General features: G+C 50.3%; 10 protein-coding genes and 3 pseudogenes. 11 read left to right on the top strand and 2 right to left on the bottom strand.

Annotated elements, in window-relative coordinates; translation table 11 throughout:
* Positions 1–613 precede the first annotated feature (613 nt).
* The gene (nadC, locus tag KHX94_RS07295) at positions 614–1,483 is read right to left on the bottom strand and encodes a carboxylating nicotinate-nucleotide diphosphorylase (RefSeq protein ID WP_213683366.1); all 870 of its coding nucleotides are present in this window, start codon (positions 1,481–1,483) and stop codon (positions 614–616) included.
* 198 nt (positions 1,484–1,681) lie between these two features.
* On the opposite strand from nadC, the gene ampD reads away from it, so the two are divergent.
* The 11 genes and pseudogenes from ampD to KHX94_RS07250 all read left to right on the top strand — a co-directional run bounded on the left by ampD (position 1,682) and on the right by KHX94_RS07250 (position 19,626).
* Positions 1,682–2,227 (top strand): 1,6-anhydro-N-acetylmuramyl-L-alanine amidase AmpD, encoded by a 546-nt coding sequence (gene ampD, locus KHX94_RS07290; RefSeq protein ID WP_213682920.1) that lies wholly within the window; start codon positions 1,682–1,684, stop codon positions 2,225–2,227.
* A 122-nt stretch (positions 2,228–2,349) separates the two neighbouring features.
* Entirely contained in the window at positions 2,350–3,201 is an 852-nt protein-coding gene (ampE, locus tag KHX94_RS07285; RefSeq protein WP_213682919.1) for a beta-lactamase regulator AmpE, read from the top strand.
* Between the two features lie 279 nt (positions 3,202–3,480).
* Positions 3,481–4,233, top strand: coding sequence for a pyruvate dehydrogenase complex transcriptional repressor PdhR (gene pdhR, locus KHX94_RS07280; protein ID WP_213682918.1), 753 nt, complete (start codon positions 3,481–3,483; stop codon positions 4,231–4,233).
* Between the two features lie 70 nt (positions 4,234–4,303).
* A pseudogene (gene aceE / locus KHX94_RS07275) lies at positions 4,304–6,969 on the top strand (pyruvate dehydrogenase (acetyl-transferring), homodimeric type).
* A gap of 12 nt (positions 6,970–6,981) precedes the next feature.
* Positions 6,982–8,955, top strand: a complete 1,974-nt coding sequence (gene aceF, locus KHX94_RS07270) for a dihydrolipoyllysine-residue acetyltransferase (RefSeq protein WP_213682917.1) — start codon at positions 6,982–6,984, stop codon at positions 8,953–8,955.
* A gap of 154 nt (positions 8,956–9,109) precedes the next feature.
* A complete protein-coding gene (lpdA, locus tag KHX94_RS07265) occupies positions 9,110–10,564 on the top strand; it encodes a dihydrolipoyl dehydrogenase (protein WP_213682916.1) in 1,455 nt (484 codons plus the stop codon).
* A 146-nt stretch (positions 10,565–10,710) separates the two neighbouring features.
* Complete coding sequence (locus KHX94_RS20350; RefSeq protein ID WP_244859372.1) at positions 10,711–12,507, top strand: ligand-binding sensor domain-containing protein; 1,797 nt, start codon at positions 10,711–10,713, stop codon at positions 12,505–12,507.
* A complete protein-coding gene (locus KHX94_RS20345) occupies positions 12,459–14,276 on the top strand; it encodes a diguanylate cyclase domain-containing protein (protein WP_425314050.1) in 1,818 nt (605 codons plus the stop codon). The genes KHX94_RS20350 and KHX94_RS20345 overlap by 49 nt, the downstream gene beginning before the upstream one ends.
* Entirely contained in the window at positions 14,168–15,157 is a 990-nt protein-coding gene (locus KHX94_RS20340) for a putative bifunctional diguanylate cyclase/phosphodiesterase (protein ID WP_425314049.1), read from the top strand. Before KHX94_RS20345 ends, KHX94_RS20340 begins: the two co-directional genes overlap by 109 nt.
* 63 nt (positions 15,158–15,220) lie before the next feature.
* Positions 15,221–17,451: pseudogene (locus tag KHX94_RS07255) on the top strand (patatin-like phospholipase family protein).
* Between the two features lie 111 nt (positions 17,452–17,562).
* Complete coding sequence (locus KHX94_RS07250; RefSeq protein ID WP_213682915.1) at positions 17,563–19,626, top strand: M13 family metallopeptidase; 2,064 nt, start codon at positions 17,563–17,565, stop codon at positions 19,624–19,626.
* Positions 19,627–19,714: 88 nt separating this feature from the next.
* Here KHX94_RS07250 and hxpB read toward each other — a convergent pair.
* Positions 19,715–20,388 (bottom strand): annotated as a pseudogene (hxpB, locus tag KHX94_RS07245) (hexitol phosphatase HxpB).
* Positions 20,389–20,423: the final 35 nt, after the last annotated feature.

The raw sequence follows: 20,423 nt of genomic DNA, 5'->3' as shown, positions 1-20,423 counted from the left end.
GTTGTTACGGTGGCTGAGTACGGTTTCCCACAACATGTACTGAGCCTGGTATGCATGAGTCATGCGGAGCACTCATCCCTGATTATCGCTAATATTAGCGATTTCTCCTGTAGCCAAGTTGTTACCGTTAAACACAGTGACTGCTTGCAGCAGCAAAAATTGTGTTGTTGAGTGTCACTTTGGCCGTTAATTTAGCACTGTTACATCAGTGCCGTTATGGGGCTAACTCACTGCCCAAAAACTTTAAAAACTCCCCGGAAAATTGTTTGATTAATGTTAAGCAGATAAACATTAGACATACTGCTGCCAATTTACCAAGATGCTTCTCGTCCGTGGGCAGCCGGCCATAATGGCCATCTCGCCACAGCTAAAAGTTAGTACATTGTGAAACGAATGAAAATGGCCTAAGCAGATTTTTTAGGTTTTTTTATGAATTTTCTGTTGCTTGTGAGCCATGTTACAGCAGGGTTACTGTCGTTAAATTGGCGATTAATGGCTGAGCGTCAAGGGGTATGCTAGTGTCAAAAAATTAATGTTTATAAAATGTTAAATTTTCTAGGCGGGATAATGAGGCTTGAGCCCGATGGCTGTTGCTGGCTCAAGCCTTGGCGAATTATGGTTGCGCCTTAAAGCGCATGGACAGATCCAACGCGCGGACATGCTTGGTCAGCGCCCCTACCGAAATATAATCCACACCAGTGTTGGCAATAGTGGCAATGGTTTCTAGGGTGACGTTGCCAGAAACCTCCAATTTGGCGGCTTTGGCGTGCTGGGCAAACTGTTGGCGATTGAGGCTAACGGCCATTAGCATGTCGCTGATATTGAAGTTATCCAGCATGATGATATCGGCTTGTGCAGTCAGTGCCTGTTGCAGCTCATCGAGATTTTCCACTTCGACTTCTACAGCTTTATCGGGCTGTAAGGATCTGGCGCGATTGATGGCTTTGGCAATGCTACCGCAGGCCATGATGTGGTTTTCTTTAATCAGGAATGCATCAAACAACCCGATGCGATGATTCTTACCGCCACCGCAAGTGACCGCATATTTTTGCGCGGTGCGTAATCCCGGCAGGGTTTTACGGGTATCGAGCAATTGGCAGTGCGTGCCAGCCAGTTTGTCGCTGTAGATTTTGGTCAGCGAGGCGACACCGGAGAGCGTTTGGATAAAATTCATGGCAGTACGCTCGCCGGTTAGCAAGGTTCTGGCGGGGCCAGATAGATCGCAAAGCTTCTGGTTGGGCAGCAGCAGATCGCCATCGTCCACATGCCAGTGCAGCACCACATCCCCTCCGAGTTGTTTGAACACCTGTTCGGCCCAAGCTTTACCGCAGAACACCCCTTCTTCGCGGGTGATGAGCACGGCTTCGCCATACTGTTCTGCGGGGATTAGCTGGGCGGTGATGTCGCCTTCACTGGCGCTGAGATGGCCGAGGTCTTCATCAAGTGCGGCTTTAACACTGACGCGAATATCGTTTTCCAACATGGGAAAATCCTGCAAGTAACTCATGGATGATGGCTGCAAGCGTAGCATATTCAAGTGCTGATTTTCAGCTGCTAACCGTGGACAAATGTGGGGTTTGGCGGCTAGTGAGCGGTTGCTCGCCGTGGGCCTTAGGCTGTTATATACTGCTTGCGCGTTATATTTGCTAACTTATTGATACAGGACAGGTACAGAACAAGCATGGTGGATAAAGATTGGTTTGATGGCTGGTATCGTCCCGCCAGAAAAAGTCCATCGCCTCACTTTAATGCGCGGCCGCAGTCGGAAGTGAGCCTGTTGGTTATCCACAATATCAGCTTACCGGCCGGATGTTTTGGGTGGCCTTATATTGAACAGTTATTTCTTGGCACGCTTGACTGCCAGGCGGATGCCAGTTTTGCTGATTTGCACGGGTTAGAAGTGTCAGCACATTTTCTGATCCGCCGAGATGGCGAACTGGTGCAGTTTGTGTCTTGTGATGAGCGAGCCTGGCATGCTGGCGTTTCCAGCTTTGAAGGCCGCACTGGCTGCAATGATTTTGCGGTAGGAATAGAGCTAGAAGGCACTGATACTTCTGGTTTTTCTGACGCACAGTATCAGCAGTTGCAGCAGCTTAGTCGCAGCCTGATGAACTGTTATCCTAAGATTGTCAAGGCGCGGATTGTGGGCCATAGCGATATTGCGCCCGGACGCAAGACCGATCCGGGTAGCGGGTTTGACTGGCAACGATATTTAACGGCACTCTAGCAACATCAGCGTTTCATTGGCGGCAGGGCGGTTCTGGTTGTGGCAAATTTTCACACGATGAAAACCCCGCTATACAGTTAAAGTGCTTCTAAAGTGCTTCGAAAACGGATCTGGAGAGACACATGGCACTGTTTTCCCTGTTGGTTGCGATCATCATCGAACGGCTTAAGTTGTTGCCTGATGTGCTACAACTGGACAACGGACTGCGCTGGTATCAGCGGCATTTTTTTACTCACAACCTGCTGCAATCCATGGCCGGGATGTGGCTGGCGTTGCTGTTCCCAACCGTGGCCTTGGCCGTGCTGTTATGGGTGATCCGCGATCAGCTGTTTGGGTTGCCAACGCTGGTCATTTGGGTAATTTTTGCAACTGTCTGTTTTTCTCATCAGCACCAGCGCGCGGTGTTTAAGCGCTATATGCAGGCGGCCTGTCGCGGCGATGTTGAAGCCTGTTATCTGTATGCAGGAGAGCTGGATTGTACTGATTGCTTGGATGCTGTCAGTGACAAGGAACTTGGGGCGCGAGTTGGGCAGATGGCTGCCTGGATCAATTACCGTTATTACGCTGCGGTGGCACTGTTTTTGGTGGTGTTTGGGCCGGTTGGTGTGGTGTTTTACTGTACCGTGCGTTTTTTCGCAGAGGAGCGAAAGCGGCAGGGGATGCAATGGCCTTTGTTACCCAACCTGTTATATGTACTGGATTGGCTACCCGTAAGACTGGTAGCGCTGGGCTATGTGTTTAGTGGCCAGTTCTCTGCGGGTTTTAGTCGTTGGCGCGAACTGGCGCTGGACTGGCGTAGTCGGCCTCGCAGGATCATCACCGATGTGGCGGTGGCGGCAGAAGTGATGCCCGAGGAAAGTACCGCGCCAGTATGCGTACGCTCCACTATTGCTTTGCTGGCGTTGAGTAAACGTAATTTTGTGCTGCTGTTGACAATATTGTCGCTGCTGACCATTTTTGGCTTTGTCAGGTAATGTTGGCCCTTAACCCTTATAAAGAAGCCATGTCAGTTGACACGTTTTATGAACCGGGCCGATGAGATATTGCGGTAAAAGCAAAAATAATCTGGTAGCGACTATTAGACTTTCGGCTAATGGCTGCTGTCCAAACCCTTGTTATTTAGGGTATGCTCACATATTGTGGGTTTAGTTGACACAGATCACTGTCTAGACATTGAAAATGTGATTTGTTAAAGTGCGCTCACCCGGAATAATTGGTAAGACCAATTTACAATATGGAGCTGAGTGCCCATCATGGCTTATAGCAAAATCAGTCAGCCAAAAATATCTGACGTTATCATGAATCAACTGGAGCAGATGATTCTTGAAGGCAGCTTAAAGCCTGGTCAAAAACTCCCTCCTGAACGTGAATTGGCATTGCAGTTCGAAGTTTCCCGTCCCTCCCTCAGAGAAGCCATTCAAAAGCTTGAAGCCAAAGGCTTGTTGTTACGTCGTCAAGGCGGTGGCACTTATGTCAAACAGCAGTTGTGGCAAAGCATGGCTGACCCCATTGTGGAGCTGATGCAGAATGACCGCGAAAGCCAATATGACTTGTTGGAGTTTCGTCATGCTACTGAAGGGATGATGGCCTACTTTGCCGCCTTGCGCGGTACCGATACAGATATGCAGAATTTGCAGGACTGTATCTTACGGGTAGAGAAATCCACAGGGATAACCGAACAGGCTAATGCCATTGTTGATTTTTACCGGACGGTAGCGGAAGCCTCGCACAATATGGCGATGCTGCATCTGGTACTGAGTTTAACTTCTGTGCTGCACAAAAATGTAGCCGAAAACCTGGAGCTTCTGAGCCGACGCGAAGAAGCCACCCCTAAGGCTAACGAGCACCGGCGGGCTTTGCTTGCCGCTATCGTTCGTCGTGATCCTGAAGCCGCGCGTGAAGCATCCAATGACCACTTAAGCTATATAGAGGAAGTCATGCTGTCGGTAAGGGAAGAAGACAGTCGGTTGCAGCGCAGCCTACGCCGTATGAAGAGCGGTGTGTAATCCGGGCGTTTTGGGCGCCGTGGACACCGTAATCATTACTTTTTTATCATGTATAGATAAGGACAGTGTCATGTCTGAAAATATGCTACAAGACTTGGATCCAATTGAGACTCAGGAGTGGCTTGACGCCCTGCAAGCGGTGTTAGAGCAGGAAGGTCCAGAGCGGGCGCATTTCCTGCTGGAAAAACTGATTGATAAGGCACGCCGTAACGGTACTTATTTGCCGTACACAGCCACTACCGCCTATGTAAACACCATTCCTGCGGGTCAGGAACCGCAGATGCCGGGCGATCAGGGCCTGGAACGCCGTATCCGTGCGATTATCCGCTGGAACGCGTTAGCTATGGTGATACATGGTTCAAAGAAGGATCTGGAACTTGGGGGCATATTTCCAGCTTTGCTTCCAGTGCCACTATCTATGATGTGTGCTTTAACCATTTCTTCCGCGCCCCTAATGACAAAGACGGCGGCGACCTGGTGTATTTTCAGGGGCACATTGCGCCAGGGATTTACTCCCGTTCTTTCCTTGAAGGCCGCTTGAGCGAAGAGCAACTGGCCAACTTCCGCCAGGAAGTGGATGGCAAGGGCTTGTCTTCCTATCCTCATCCTAAATTGATGCCTAACTACTGGCAGTTCCCCACTGTTTCTATGGGGCTGGGGCCAATCCAGGCGATTTATCAGGCGCGCTTCCTCAAGTATCTGACCGACCGTGGCATTAAAGATTGTTCTGAACAAACCGTTTACTGTTTCCTCGGTGATGGTGAAGTGGACGAGCCAGAAGCACTGGGTGCTATCGGTCTGGCGGCCCGTGAAGAACTGGATAATCTGGTGTTTATTATCAACTGTAACCTGCAACGTCTGGACGGGCCGGTGCGTGGTAACGGCAAGATCATTCAGGAACTGGAAGGTGAATTCCGCGGCGCTGGCTGGGAAGTGGTCAAGGTGATTTGGGGTCGCTACTGGGATCCGCTGTTAGCCCGCGATACCAGCGGTAAGCTGTTGCAGTTGATGGAAGAAACCGTGGATGGTGAATACCAAAACTGTAAAGCCAAAGGCGGTGCCTGGACCCGTGAACACTTCTTCGGCAAATATCCAGAGACTGCCGAAATGGTTGCGAACATGTCAGACGATGACATCTGGCGTTTGAACCGTGGTGGTCACGATCCGGTGAAAATTTATGCGGCATTGCAGCACGCTAAAAACACCAAAGGTCGCCCAACGGTAATCCTCGCTAAAACCGTGAAAGGTTATGGTTTAGGGGATGCCGGTGAAGGTAAGAATATTGCCCACAACGTGAAGAAGATGGATGTTGAGTCCATCCGTTACTTCCGCGACCGTTTCAATATTCCAATCCCTGACGACAAACTGGATGAAGTGCCTTTCTATCACCCAGGCCCAGATTCCGAAGAAGTGAAATATCTCAAGGCTCGCCGCGAAGCTCTGGGTGGCTATCTGCCATCTCGTCGCCAGAAATTTACCCAGGCGCAGGATATTCCATCACTGAAGATTTTTGATTCAGTGCTGAGCGGCTCTAATGGCCGTGAAATCTCTACCACTATGGCCTTTGTGCGGGTGTTGACCGCATTGCTGAAAGACAAAGGCATAGGTAAGAGCATAGTGCCTATCATTCCAGACGAAGCCCGTACCTTTGGTATGGAAGGTCTGTTCCGTCAGGTGGGGATTTATGCTCACGAAGGGCAGAAATACGTGCCGCAGGATAAAGACCAGGTGGCTTACTACCGTGAAGATAAGTCTGGTCAGGTATTGCAGGAAGGGATTAATGAACTGGGCGCCATGGCGTCATGGGTATCGGCGGCGACCAGCTATTCTGTCAACGACACCCCGATGATCCCGTTCTATATCTACTACTCTATGTTCGGCTTCCAGCGTATCGGTGATTTGGCCTGGGCTGCTGGCGACCTACGTGCCCGTGGTTTCCTGGTGGGCGGTACTTCTGGCCGCACCACTCTTAATGGTGAAGGCTTGCAGCATCAGGATGGTCACAGCCATGTGTTGGCTAACACCATACCAAGCTGTATCAGTTATGACCCGACATACGGTTACGAAATCGCGGTTATCGTACAGGATGGTATCCGCCGTATGTACGGTGAAAATCAGGAAGATATCTTCTACTACCTGACCACCATGAACGAAAACTACGTACAGCCGGAAATGCCTGCTGGCGTGGAAGAAGGGATTGTTAAAGGTATCTACAAGCTGGAAAGCGTAGCGGGTTCTGGTAAAGGCAAAGTACAGCTAATGGGCTGTGGCACTATTCTGGAACAGGTACGCAAAGCCGCACAGGCACTGGCCAAAGATTATGGCGTTAGCGCCGATGTATTCAGTGTGACCAGCTTTAACGAACTAGCACGTGATGGTCAGGATTGTGAACGCTGGAATATGCTGCATCCGACTGCAACCCCGAAAGTGCCATATGTTGCTAAAGTGCTTGGCAAAGATGCGCCAGCCATCGCCGCCAGTGATTACATGAAACTTTATGGTGAACAGTTACGCGGCTATGTGCCAACTGACTACAAGGTATTGGGTACCGATGGCTTCGGCCGTAGCGACAGCCGCGCTAACCTGCGTCATCACTTTGAAGTGGATGCCACTTACATTGTGATTGCGGCGCTGAAATCCTTGGTAGATCGTGGTGAATTGCCCGTTGATGTATTGACTAAAGCAATCGCTGAGTACGGTATTGATACCGATAAGATCAACCCACTGTTCGCGTAAGAGGGAAACAGAATGGCAGATTTAAAAGAAGTACTGGTGCCCGATATTGGCGGTGGTGAGGTGCAGGTGATTGAGATCTGCGCCCATGTAGGCGATAGTCTCGCTGCCGAAGATGCCATCATTACGGTAGAAAGCGACAAGGCCACCATGGATATTCCGGCTCCGTTTGCCGGGGTACTGAAAGAACTGAAAGTGGCGCTTGGTGACAAGGTGTCTGAAGGCACACTGATTGCGTTGCTGTCAGCGGAAGCTGCGGCAGCGGCTCCTCAGCCACCAGCCGATAAAGCAGCAGCCAAAGCTGAAGCGCCCAAGGCTGCACCGGTACCAGCCGAAGCACCTAAAGCGGCCGCGCCGGTGGCCACTGGCACAAGTCAGGTGATTGAAGTGACCGTGCCCGATATTGGCGATGCCAAAGATGTCGATGTGATTGAAGTGCTGGTGCACGAAGGCGATAGCATCGACGCCGATGCTGGCCTGATCACCTTGGAAACCGACAAAGCCACTATGGATGTGCCCGCGCCGCAAGCTGGCGTGGTGAAGTCACTTAAAATCAAAGTAGGTGATAAGGTTTCTGAAGGTTCATTGATCCTGTTACTGGAAGTTGCCGGTGGTACTACAGCCGCACCCGCTGCGGTAGCTGCTGCCCCAGCAGCACCTGTAGCTGCCCCAGTGGCCGCCGCGCCAGCCGTTGCTGCCGTACAGGAAATTAAAGTACCGGATATCGGTGGTTCTAGCGATGTTGATGTGATTGAACTGCTGGTAAACGTGGGTGATGAAATCAGTGTTGACCAGGGCTTGATTACCCTGGAAAGCGATAAAGCCACCATGGAAGTGCCTGCGCCAGTTGCCGGTAAGGTGACTGAACTTATCGTTAAAGTTGGCGATAAAGTCTCTGAAGGCAGCGTTATTGCCAAGGTAGAAGTGCAAGGCGTAGCCGCAGTTGCAGCTCCAGCACCACAGGTTGAAGCTCCTGCTGCCACAGCGGCTCCCGTGGCTGCTGCACAACCGAGCCGCCCGCCTGTGCCATATCATCCAAGTGCTGGTGTGCAGCCAACCACTGGCGTGGTGTTCGCATCGCCTTCAGTACGCCGCTTGGCGCGCGAATTTGGCGTGGATCTATCACAGGTGAAAGGCTCAGGTCGTAAAGGCCGGATCCAGAAAGAAGATGTGCAGGCTTATGTCCGCTATGAATTGTCACGACCCAAAGCCTCGGCGGCAACCGCCGTTGGTGGTGGTAATGGCTTGCAGGTGATTGATGCGCCTAAAGTGGATTTCAGTAAGTTTGGTGAAGTGGTGGAAGTGCCACTGACACGCATTCAGAAGATCTCTGGCCCTAATCTGCATCGTAACTGGGTGACAATTCCCCATGTGACACAATTCGACGAAGCCGATATCACCGAGCTGGAAACCTTCCGGAAACAGCAGAATGAACTGGCTGCCAAGAAAAAGCAGAATATCAAGTTCACACCGCTGGTGTTTATGATGAAAGCGGTGGCGAAAACCTTGCAGGATTTCCCAACGTTCAACTCCAGTCTGAGTCCTGATGGCGAATCGCTGATCCAGAAAAAGTACTACCACATTGGGGTGGCGGTTGATACGCCCAATGGCCTAGTGGTGCCGGTGTTCCGTGATGTAGACAAAAAAGGCATTGTGGAGTTAAGTCAGGAACTGGCAGAGATCTCAGTTAAGGCTCGAGAAGGTAAACTGAAAGCCGCAGATATGCAGGGCAGCTGTTTTACCATTTCTAGTTTGGGCGGCATTGGCGGTACTGCGTTTACGCCAATCGTTAACTATCCAGATGTGGCAATTCTTGGCGTTTCTAAATCTGAGTTCAAACCTAAGTGGAACGGTAAGGAATTTATTCCACGCCTGATGTGTCCGCTGTCACTGTCGTATGACCACCGAGTGATTGATGGTGCGCTGGCCGCACGCTTTAGCGTGACCCTGTCCAGTTACCTGTCTGACATTCGGACCTTAATTATGTAATCACTGAGGCTGACCGACCGGGTCAGCCTTATGTTTTATTGTGATCACGGTCATCTAAAGGTTAAAATGCAGCCACTTTCAAGATGCGACAGTGGCTGAAGGCTCCAAGGTTGGGCTGGCCGTCCCGACGGACTGAAACAAATCAGAGGAAAAAATGAGTAACGAAATCAAAACACAGGTTGTGGTATTAGGTGCCGGCCCCGCAGGCTATTCAGCCGCTTTCCGTGCAGCGGATCTGGGTCTGGAAACAGTGATGGTTGAACGTTACAGCACTCTTGGCGGTGTTTGCCTCAATGTGGGTTGTATCCCTTCTAAGGCACTGTTGCATGTGGCAAAAGTGATTGAAGAAGCCAAACATATGGCCGCTAACGGTGTCACTTTTGGTGAACCGCAGCTCGATCTTGATAAGCTGCGTGCTTTTAAAGAGAAAGTGATTGGTCAGCTGACTGGCGGCCTGGGCGGCATGTCTAAAATGCGCAAAGTGAAGGTCGTGAATGGTTTAGGTAAATTCACTGGCCCGAACAGTATTGAAGTCACCGCCGAAGACGGTAGCAAAACCACAGTAAATTTTGACAATGCCATCATTGCTGCGGGTAGCCGTCCAATCCAACTGCCATTTATTCCCCATGAAGACCCGCGGATTTGGGACTCTACCGATGCGCTGGAGTTGAAAGAAGTTCCCGGCAAACTGCTGGTGATGGGCGGCGGTATCATTGGGCTGGAAATGGGCACGGTTTATTCTGCGCTGGGCAGTGATATTGAAGTGGTGGAAATGTTCGATCAGGTGATCCCTGCCGCCGACAAAGATATCGTCAAGAACTTCACTAAGCAGATCAGTAAGAAATTTAAGCTGATGCTGGAAACCAAGGTGACTGCTGTTGAAGCCAAGAAAGATGGCATTTACGTCACCATGGAAGGCAAATCCGCACCAGCCGAACCCGTGCGTTATGATGCCGTGCTGGTGGCTATCGGCCGTACTCCTAACGGTAAATTGATCGATGCCGACAAAGCCGGTGTGAAGATTGATGAACGTGGCTTTATCAATGTTGACAAGCAGATGCGTACCAATGTGCCACATATTTTTGCTGTGGGTGACATTGTTGGTCAGCCAATGCTGGCACACAAAGGCGTGCATGAAGGCCATGTGGCGGCGGAAGTGATCTCAGGTCTGAAACACTTCTTCGACCCGAAAGTGATCCCCTCCATCGCCTACACAGATCCAGAAGTGGCTTGGGTTGGTCTGACCGAGAAACAGGCGAAAGAACAAGGGATTGCTTACGAAACTGCGGTATTCCCTTGGGCCGCCAGTGGCCGTGCGATTGCTTCAGAAGCTAGCGAAGGTATGACCAAGCTGATTTTCGATAAAGACACTCACCGTATCATCGGCGGGGCTCTGGTTGGGGTAAATGCGGGTGAATTGCTCGGCGAAATTGGCCTGGCGGTTGAAATGGGTTGTGATGCAGAAGATATTGCGTTGACGATTCATGCTCACCCAACCTTGCACGAATCAGTAGGATTGGCGGCGGAAATCTATGAAGGTTCTATTACTGACCTGCCCAATCCCAAAGCGAAGAAGAAAAATAACAACGACGGAAATTACCGTTGTTGATACACAGCCCGGCGTTTATGCTGGGCTTTTATTTATTAGAGATTTGCGATAAAACTAGCAGCCGAATTTGTAAATAAATTGTGTTTATATGCTATCGTTCCAGTCTGAGTCTGGTGTTGAACTCCATGTGGTCGCAGTAGTCAGGAATGAACAGACAAACTTTTGTAATTGCAATATGCCTTTTTAGCTTATGGTGGGGAAGTGCCAGCGCCTTCGGTGGAGAGCTGGTGCAACGGGTGTTCTCTGCCCGGGATGGCCTGGGGAATTCGGCTATCCATGATATGGTCACAGATGACTATGGTTTTGTCTGGCTGGCAACTGAACAGGGGCTGTATCGAGTCAGCAACAATGTGGTACGCCGGGTCGATAAGTACGAAACCAATTCTCGTCTGGATGAAGAGTTCTTTTTGTTGGTGACCAAGTTGAATCACCAGCATCTGTTGGCGGTAACTGAACGCAATACCTACCTATACGATATTCATGAAAACGCCTTTCATCGCTTTGGCAGTCAGCAGTTATTTCCTGAGTTTGACAGCGGTTCGCTGACAGCGACGGCCGCATTTCCCAATGGCGATCTGTTATTACTCTCGGCTGAGGGCAAACTCTGGCGCCTGTCCCGTGATGCTGCCCATCTGCAACTCTTATTTACACTACCCGCCAGTAACGATGGCAGTTGGAATCGTCTGCAATTGTTAAAAGATGGCCGCTTATTGCTGGGGAGTAATCGGCATCTGCAACTGTATGACCAACAGGGGCAATTAATACAGGGACAATTGTGGAACAGCAGTTCTGGCAGTTACTACAGTCTGTATCAGGACAGCCGGCAACGGGTATGGATTTCTGGTCGGGATGGTTTATATCGGCTCAATCTCGATACCCTTCGCACCTCGGTAGTGCCGCAACTCCCGTTTCTGTGCCGCATGGTGTCGGAAGATAGCAGTGGTAACTTGTGGGTAGTGATCCGTGGCGGTTTACTGAAATATTACCCACAGGAACAACGCGTTGTTTCCTATAAAGAGCAACTGAAACAACGGGCGGGTATCGATAGTCCCAACATAGCGCTGATCGATAAACATGGCTTGCTCTGGGTGGCCGGCACTGGCAATCCGCTGGCAATTCTGGCTGAAAAACCTGACTTTTTATTGGATAGCATCAGCAACGCTCCCCCATATCAACTGGATACTGACACCGTTTGGTCGGTGGCCACCGATCAACAGTATTTATGGCTTGGCAGTAACGGTGCCTTATTCCGGGTCAATCTGGTGAGCAAGGTGACCGACCGCTTTGTACCGGAAGGTCTCGACCCCAGCGATAGTATCTACCGTATCGATGCGATTAACCCTGAACAATGGCTACTGTCCACCACCAATGGCCTGTTTGTGTTTGATAAAAATTCAGCACAAGGCCATCGCCTGCTTATGCCCGATAGCAGCGATGGGGCGATAGAGCATAGAAGTATTTATAATGTCCTCCATGAAGGCAAGGAGTGGTGGTTTGCCAGCAATAATGGCCTATATCACTGGGTTGAAGGTGGCAGTGTTGTACAGGTACCGTTGCCGGGAGTGGCGACGACTCAGAATCGGCTGATTGTGTTTGGCCTTTATCGCGATAAACAACAGCGGTTGTGGGTTGGTGGTAATAAATTCCTTGGCTATTTCGATGCCTCTGGTCATTTTCAGCAGGTGCACGGGCGCGATAATGACGTGCTCACCACCACCATGGTGAACCAGATCCTACAGATAGATGATGACCACTTTTGGCTGGGTACCCGCAGCCAAGGAATGCTGGAGTTCAACAGTAAAACTGCCGAAATACACAGTCTTACCCAGGCTTGGCAAGTGGATTGTGACGGGGTTTATTTTGTCACCGATACCAAAGATTTCCGCGTGGTGGGGTGCCCGAAAAAATCATTCGGCAGCATAAACAGACTGGCGAACTGTTAGTTATCGGCCCCAAGGATGGCTGGATAGCGCAAGAACTCAATGAAGGTGCGGTATCTTATGATCCGGCCAGAGGACTCTATGTCGGCACGCCAGAAGGGGTGATGTTACTGGATGTGCCCGCCATGAAAAACCGTATTACCGATGTCGGTGTGGTGATGGAATCGGTGTCGGTATATTACGATAACAACACGGTCGTAAGCATAGTGCCTCATGCTGGCGCGCAGATTGCGCCAGGGGCAAAACTCATCAGTTTTCAGCTATCTAACAGCAACTTTTTAGATGATGCGGCAACCAGTATCAAGTATCGGTTACGAGAGCCCGGACTTAAGCAGCAGGACAATTATGTACTGCTGGAAAATCAGTCACAAATCAACCTAACCGGGCTTGAGGGCGGCGTCTACAGCTTGGAAGTGCTCGGGCAGATAAATGGTGTTTGGGATAACCGGCCGCTAGTGTTCCCGTTTGAGGTGCAGATCCATTGGTGGGAAACCAGTTGGTTCAGAGCCTTATGGATGTTGTCGTTACTGGCGGCATTGATCGGCATCATCATCTATCGGCATCGGCAAGTGTTGCGTTTCCGCCAGGTAAACCAAGCCCTGACCGATAGTGATGAGCGGTTACGGCAGTCATTACGCGGCAGTGATTCCGATCTGTGGGAATGGCATCGGCAAGACAACTGTTTCTATCTCGATAATCACGGGAACGTGCTGGGGATGGATAGCGAACAATTGACCGTCCGTTTTGGTGGCTTTCCTATGCACCCAGACGATCGGGCTCGGGTGGAGCAGCAGTGGCAGCAATTACTGGAAGGCAAGATAGACAGCTTTGATGCTGAATATCGTTATCAACGTCAAAGTGGTCGTTGGGGCTGGATTAAAGTCCGCGGGCGCCCGGTGAGTTGGGATCTTGAAAGCGGAACTGTGCTGAAAGTTGCCGGGATTTATAGTGAGGTTTCAACCGCCAAACGGCTAGAAAGTGAAGTCAGTTTGCTGGCCCGCGCCTTTGAAAACACCTCCGAAGGGGTGTTGATCCTCGATGCTGACGAGTTCATTGAAGTTGCCAACCGCGCCGCAGAAAAGTTGGTGGGGATCAGCCGCCAAGAGATGACCGGCAAAAAGATTGGTGAAGTGATGAGTTCTGGCGATGCTCGCCCGGCCACGGTTGCGCCGCTGTTGGCCGGCGGCAGTTCTTGGACGGGTGAACGCGAATTGATGAGCCGCAATCGTAGCAGCTTTCCGGTCTGGCTGAATGTTTCTGCCATGAAGGATAGTTTTCAACGACTTAGACACTATGTCATTGTGTTTTCAGATATTACTGACAGAAAACAATCAGAGGCCGATCTCCGTAAACTGGCGAATTATGATGTGCTGACTGGGCTGCCCAATCGTAGCCTGTTTGCCAATCGCTTAGAACAGGCGATTGCACAGGCCAGTAAAGACAATAGTAAGCTGGCATTGTTGTTTCTCGACCTTGATCGTTTTAAGCAGGTTAATGATTATTACGGGCACAGCATGGGCGATGCGCTGTTGGTCGAAGCCGCCAACCGTTTGCAATCTGTGCTGGACTCCGGGCAAGTGATCTGCCGCTTTGGGGGGATGAGTTTGTCATTCTGGTCAATACCGGCGATGTGGATGTCATTAATCGCCTGTGTGATGCGCTGTTGTCGCAAATTGCTAAACCATTTAGCTTCTATGGCCGAGAGTTTTTTGTCTCCACCAGTATCGGTATCAGTATTTGGCCAGACGATACCGAGCAACCGGAAAACCTGATTAAAAACGCCGATCAGGCAATGTACCACGCGAAAGATCAGGGGCGAGGAAACTTCCAGTATTACTCCCGCGAACGTAACGTCGAGGCGCTATACCACATGCGGCTTGAGGGCGACTTGCGGCGGGCGATTGAACATAACGAATTTGAACTCTGGTATCAGGGGCAGTTTGATGTGTTGCAAGGCGACAAATGTATTGGTGCCGAGGCGTTATTACGTTGGCGTCATCCTCAGGATGGTTTTATTCCTCCCGATGTCTTTATCAAAGTGGCCGAAAGCTGTGGCTTGATTGTAGATATTGACCGCTGGGTGATGCAGCGGGCGTGTACGGATGGGGCACGGCTGTGTCAGCAACTGCAAGAGCAGAACTTCAGTATTTCTGTGAACGTCAGTGCGGTACACTTCCGGCAACCCGATTTTATCGATTTTGTGTTGCAGACATTAAGACAGACCGGGATGCCGCCACAGCGTTTGACGCTGGAAATCACCGAGGGCGTATTGATGAAAGAGCTGCACATTGCGCGGCAGCATTTGCAGCAGTTACGGCAACACCAGATTGATGTGGCTATTGACGATTTTGGTACGGGCTACTCCTCTTTGGCTTACCTGCGAAATTTCCAGGTTAACTCCTTGAAAATCGATCGCTCGTTTTTGACCGACATAGCCACTAACAATGCCGACCAAGCCATTGTGAGCAGTATTATCGAACTGGCCCGGAACCTGAAACTCAGCGTAGTGGCCGAAGGCGTCGAATCCAAAGAGCAACTGGAGCAAGTGTTTAGTCGTGGCTGTTATGTGATCCAAGGTTATTACTTTGCCAAACCGGCACCCTTAGCGATCTTGGAGCAACAATTACCGCTGTTATCCGCCGACAACCCTTAGCTTTGTTGATTCTTTGCCACGCTTCTCTGCTAAGATATGCCGGACATTTGCTAAACAGTATTCTTGCCAACATGCCATCACTCTTTTTGCGCCTGGCTTTCTTTATGTCTTCTCGGCAGCATTTTTGCCGCTACTGCCGCCGATCGCCCTAAAATTGGCTTAGTGCTGAGTGGTGGTGGCGCTAAAGGTGCCGCGCATGTTGGGGTGTTGAAAGTCCTCGAAGCGCACCATATCCCCGTGGATTATGTGGCCGGTACTAGCATCGGGGCTTATGTCGGTGGCATGTACGCCTTGGGCTATAGTGCTAACGAGATTGAAGCCTTGATGATGAAGCAAAACTGGTCCAGCGGCTATTCAGATCTTATTCCGCGAGAACAGTTGGCTTACCGCGAGAAACAGACCCGCGATCAGTACAATATCCCGCTGAACCTGGGAATACGCGATGGCGAAGTGCAGGCTCCCAGCGGGGTACTTCTGGGGCAAAGCATGTCACGGCTGTATCGCAACACCACCGGACTGGTGCCGGAATACAGCAGCTTTAATGATCTGGCAATACCGTTTCGCGCCGTAGCTACCGATCTGGAAACCAGCCGCCCGGTGATCCTCAACCGTGGCAGTCTGGTGCAGGCTATGCAAGCTTCAGCCACTGTTCCCGGAGCCCTGCAACCGGCGGTAATCGATGGGAAAATTCTGGTCGATGGTGGTATCGCCAACAATATGCCGGTAGACGTGGTGAAAGCCATGGGTGCCGATATTGTGATTGCGGTGGATATTGGTTCGGAACTGGTAAAAAAGAACCAGCTGAACGGCGCGGTGGCCGTGTTAAACCAGCTCTCTACCATGTTGACGCAAGCCAGCACGGAACGGCAAAAAATGCTGCTTACTGACCGCGATATTTTGATCCGGCCCGATATTGATTCTCTGAGTACCACAGATTTTTCCGACATGCCCAAAGCCCTCAAAGCCGGTGAAGTTGCGGCGAACAAGCTGCTGCCTGAATTGCAGCATTTAGCCATGTCGACAACTGAATATCAGGCTTACGTGAAGCATAAAAAGGCTATTTCTGGCAAGTGGCTGGAGGATGTGCAGCGGCCGGTAACTCAAATTGTTTACCACAATGATGCCAAAGTCAGTCATTCAATGTTGACCGAAGTGCTGGGTATTAAGGTTGGCGATGTGGTGGATAAGCAACAGTTGGATGATGCTATCAACCGGCTGTATTCGTTAGATAAATTTGAACGGGTAAATGCTGAATTTGAAGATACCGATGACGGGCGGGTACTGACAGTTACCACCAAGGCTAAGTCCTGGGGGCCAAATTATTTGCAGTTTGGCTTTAACTGGGAAGATGACTTCTCCATGGATTCGGCAGTGACACTGGATTTTGCGCTCACACTAAAAGATTTGACCGAAAATGGTGGGGAATGGCGCAACGAGGCCAAGCTCGGCTTCGAGAAGATGCTGGCGACAGAATTCTATCAACCACTGGATGCAAACCAGAAATTCTATGGCCGAGCGCGTTATCAATATGAAGAAAAAACTGGGATATTTTCAATTCCAACATACTCTACTATCAGTTGGATCGCAGCAGTCATCAGGTAGACTTCGGTATCGGTTATAACTACTTGCCCGAGGGCCTTATCGAATTGGGCTTAACGGCTAACTCGGGTCAACTGTCAAACCGGGCATTGATTGGCGATATCGATTTCACCACGTATGGTGCTTACTTCAAGTTGGGGTATGACTCACTAGATAACATCAGTTTCCCGACCTCAGGTAACCGGGTAACGGTTAATGTCTTCCTGCGTAACGAGAAATACAACGGCGCGTTAGTGTCTGGCCCAGATCGCTCATTGCAGATCCAAGCTGACTGGAAAGGCGTTGTGAGCGTACGCAGCCATTCATTTGTGGGTAAAGCCTCTTATGCTTCGGTTGATAAAGAAGGGGATGAGGACTTTACTATTTATGTGTCTGATCTCGGTGGCTTTCTCAACCTTTCCGGTTATCACAAAGATTCATTAGCTGGCGCGCAGAAGCTGTTTGGTGCCTTTATCTACCAATATGATTTGGGGCGTGATGCTTTAGGGATGAAGGATTACCCACTGTACCTCGGTGCCAGTATCGAAGCCGGTAATGTCTGGGGCGGTGCTGAGCATGTAACACTGAACGATCTGATTTATGCTGGCAGCATCTATTTGGGCACCAACACGCCGTTGGGGCCTGCGGCATTGGGGATTGGTGTTAGTGACGATGGCGAACAGGCGATGTATCTGTTCATTGGCAAAAACTTCTGATCCCAGTTTCATAGATCCTTACAAAAATCGGCTACAGACGGGATAGCGGCGATGCTAAGGTGTCAGGCTGCTATCCTTGTTACACCTTTTTATCTGGAGAACGGGAATATAATGAATAAGATAAGCACTTTGGCAGTCGGGATTGCCTTAAGCCTAGGGTTGGCCTCCTGTGCCAGCGAGCCGAACAAACCTGTGGCTCAGACACAGGTAGAAGTGAACAAAGTCTCCGGCATTGAAACGGAAAACTTTGATCCACAAGTACGCTTTCAGGATGACCTATATTACAGCGTCAACGGTAAATGGCTGCAACGCACGCAGATCCCGGCTGATAAATCCAACTACGGTGCTTTCAGCGTGCTCTATGAGAAAAGTCAGGCAGCCTTAAAAACCATTGTAGAGGAAGCCGCCGCCAAACCTAACAAGGCCAAAGGCAGTACCGAGCAGAAAATTGGTGACTTCTATGCGGCCTATATGGATACCGCTAAAGTTGAACAACTGGGCATTTCACCACTGAAGGCCCAATTAGCCGAGGTGGCTGCAATTTCCAGCTATGCAGATATTGCTGGCGCCATGGGCAAATTACTCACCTCTGGTAGCAGTATTCCCTTTGGTTTCTACGTTAATAACGATGCTAAAAATTCCAGCCAATACGGGGTTTATCTGTACCAGGCCGGGCTAACGCTACCCGATCGTGATTATTACCTGAAAGACGATGCCAAATTTAGCGCTAACCGTGATGCCATGCGTCAATATGTGCGCAATCTGCTGCATGCCGCAGGCTATGCCCATGCCGATAATGCGGCGGCAAACGTGGCTAATATCGAACTCGCCATTGCGAAAAACCAATGGAGCCGGGTTGAGTCCCGTGATGCCAACAAAGCCTACAATAAAATGACCGTGGCACAGATCCAGAAGTTAACCGGTAAATTTGATTTTGCGGCTTTTGTACTGGGCAGTGGTTTGGCGGGTAAGACCAATGACATTATCGTGCGCCAACCCTCTTACTTTGAAAAATTTGGTGCCGAGTTTGAAAAATTCCCAGTATCGGCATGGAAAGACTATTTGGCGTTCCATTTGGTTGACAGCTATGCCGAACTGCTGAGTAAACGATTTGCCGATCTGCACTTTGATTTTCACAGCAAAACCTTGATGGGAATCGAGCAGCAGGAACCGCGTTGGAAACAAGCGGTTGATGGTGCTGATAATGTGATTGGGGAACTGGTGGGTAAAGAATATGTTGCCCGTAATTTCAAACCAGAAGCCAAAGTTCGTATGGAAAGCATGATCAAAAACCTGATCAAGGGCTTTGAAGTCAGTATCAACGAACTGGAATGGATGACCCCGGCAACCAAGAAAGCTGCCCAGGAAAAGCTGTCTAAGTTTACCTACAAGATTGGTTATCCCGATAAGTGGAAAGACTACAGTAAGCTGGAGATCAAAGCGGGTGAACTGGTGGGTAACTACCAGCGTGCCGCTCACTTTGAGTATCAGGACATGCTGGATAAAATTGGCAAACCTGTAGACCGTAGCGAATGGCATATGACACCACAGACAGTCAATGCCTACTACAGCCCAGTAGGCAATGAGATTGTGTTCCCGGCTGCGATTCTGCAACCGCCGTTTTTCAACATGGAAGCGGATGATGCCGTGAACTACGGTGGTATTGGTGCCGTTATCGGTCACGAAATCAGTCATGGCTTTGATGATCAGGGGGCCAAATATGATGGTAACGGCAACCTGCGTAACTGGTGGACTGATAAAGACCGCGAAGAGTTCCAGAAACGGGGTCAGGCACTGGCCGCTCAGTACAGCGCCTTTGCGCCTCTGCCGGGCAAAAATGTCAATGGTGAACTGACATTGGGCGAAAACATTGGTGACCTCGGTGGTTTGACTGTGGCTTTGCGCTCCTATCATCTGAGCCTTAACGGCCAGCCAGCACCCGTGATGGATGGTCTTACTGGTGACCAACGTTTCTTTATTGGTTGGTCGCAGGTATGGCGGCGTAAATATCGCGATGAAGAGCTGGTGCGTCGGTTGTTGACCGATCCTCACTCTCCTAGCCATTACCGGGCGATGGGCACTCCGCGCAACGTAGAAGGTTTTTACAAGGCATTTGATCTGAAACCAACGGACAAAGAATATTTGCCAGAAGATCAGCGTGTGAAAATCTGGTAATACGTTTGAACGCTATATAAACAAGCCAGGCCTGAGTGCCTGGCTTGTTTTTTGTCGTCTCTACTAAACCGCAGTCGTGATGATGATGCTAGCGGGGGCTGCATAAGCGTTGCAGCAATGCTGGCAGCGCGCGTAAATCTACGGCCTGATGATGCGCTACCGCCCAACGCGGATCCTGCTGCTGTGATACCGATGGGATGATCAGTGTTTGCATTCTGGCCGCTCGGGCGGCAATCAAACCATTCAACGAGTCTTCCACCGCTAGGCATTTCCCGGGGCAATGCCTAGCGCCGCCGCACAGCGTAAATAAACTTCGGGATGAGGCTTGCCATACGGCAGATGCTCGGCGCTCTGGATCACATCGAAAAATTCGCGTATCTGTAATTTTTCCAGCACCGCATCAATGATGTCGCTTGAGGAAGAGGTGGCCAACCCCAGTTTTAGACCCTGCTGGCGACAGGCTCGCAGGGCATCATACACCCCAGTCATCGCCGTGCCATCCTGACGGATATAGTGGATCACTTGCTCAATGATATAGTCCGCCATCGCCGCTGTATCAAAATCATCTGACGGAAAGAGTCGATACCAGTATTGTGCAACTTCATCAATCCGCAGACCGGTAGTTTGTGCAATTTCATTGCGGGTAATGGGCAGCCCTTTGCCTGTCAGTACGTCGAATTCTGCCTGCTGCCACACTGGCTCCGAGTCAATCAATACTCCATCCATATCAAAAATGACTGCTTGCAGTTGCGAAGTTTCCATGAAGGTTCCCGTATAAGCTGTTGCTTGCCGTTGTT

This window comes from Shewanella dokdonensis (assembly GCF_018394335.1).
Taxonomy (GTDB): Bacteria; Pseudomonadota; Gammaproteobacteria; order Enterobacterales; family Shewanellaceae; genus Shewanella; species Shewanella dokdonensis.
This window is presented reverse-complemented; position numbering and strand designations above follow the sequence as displayed.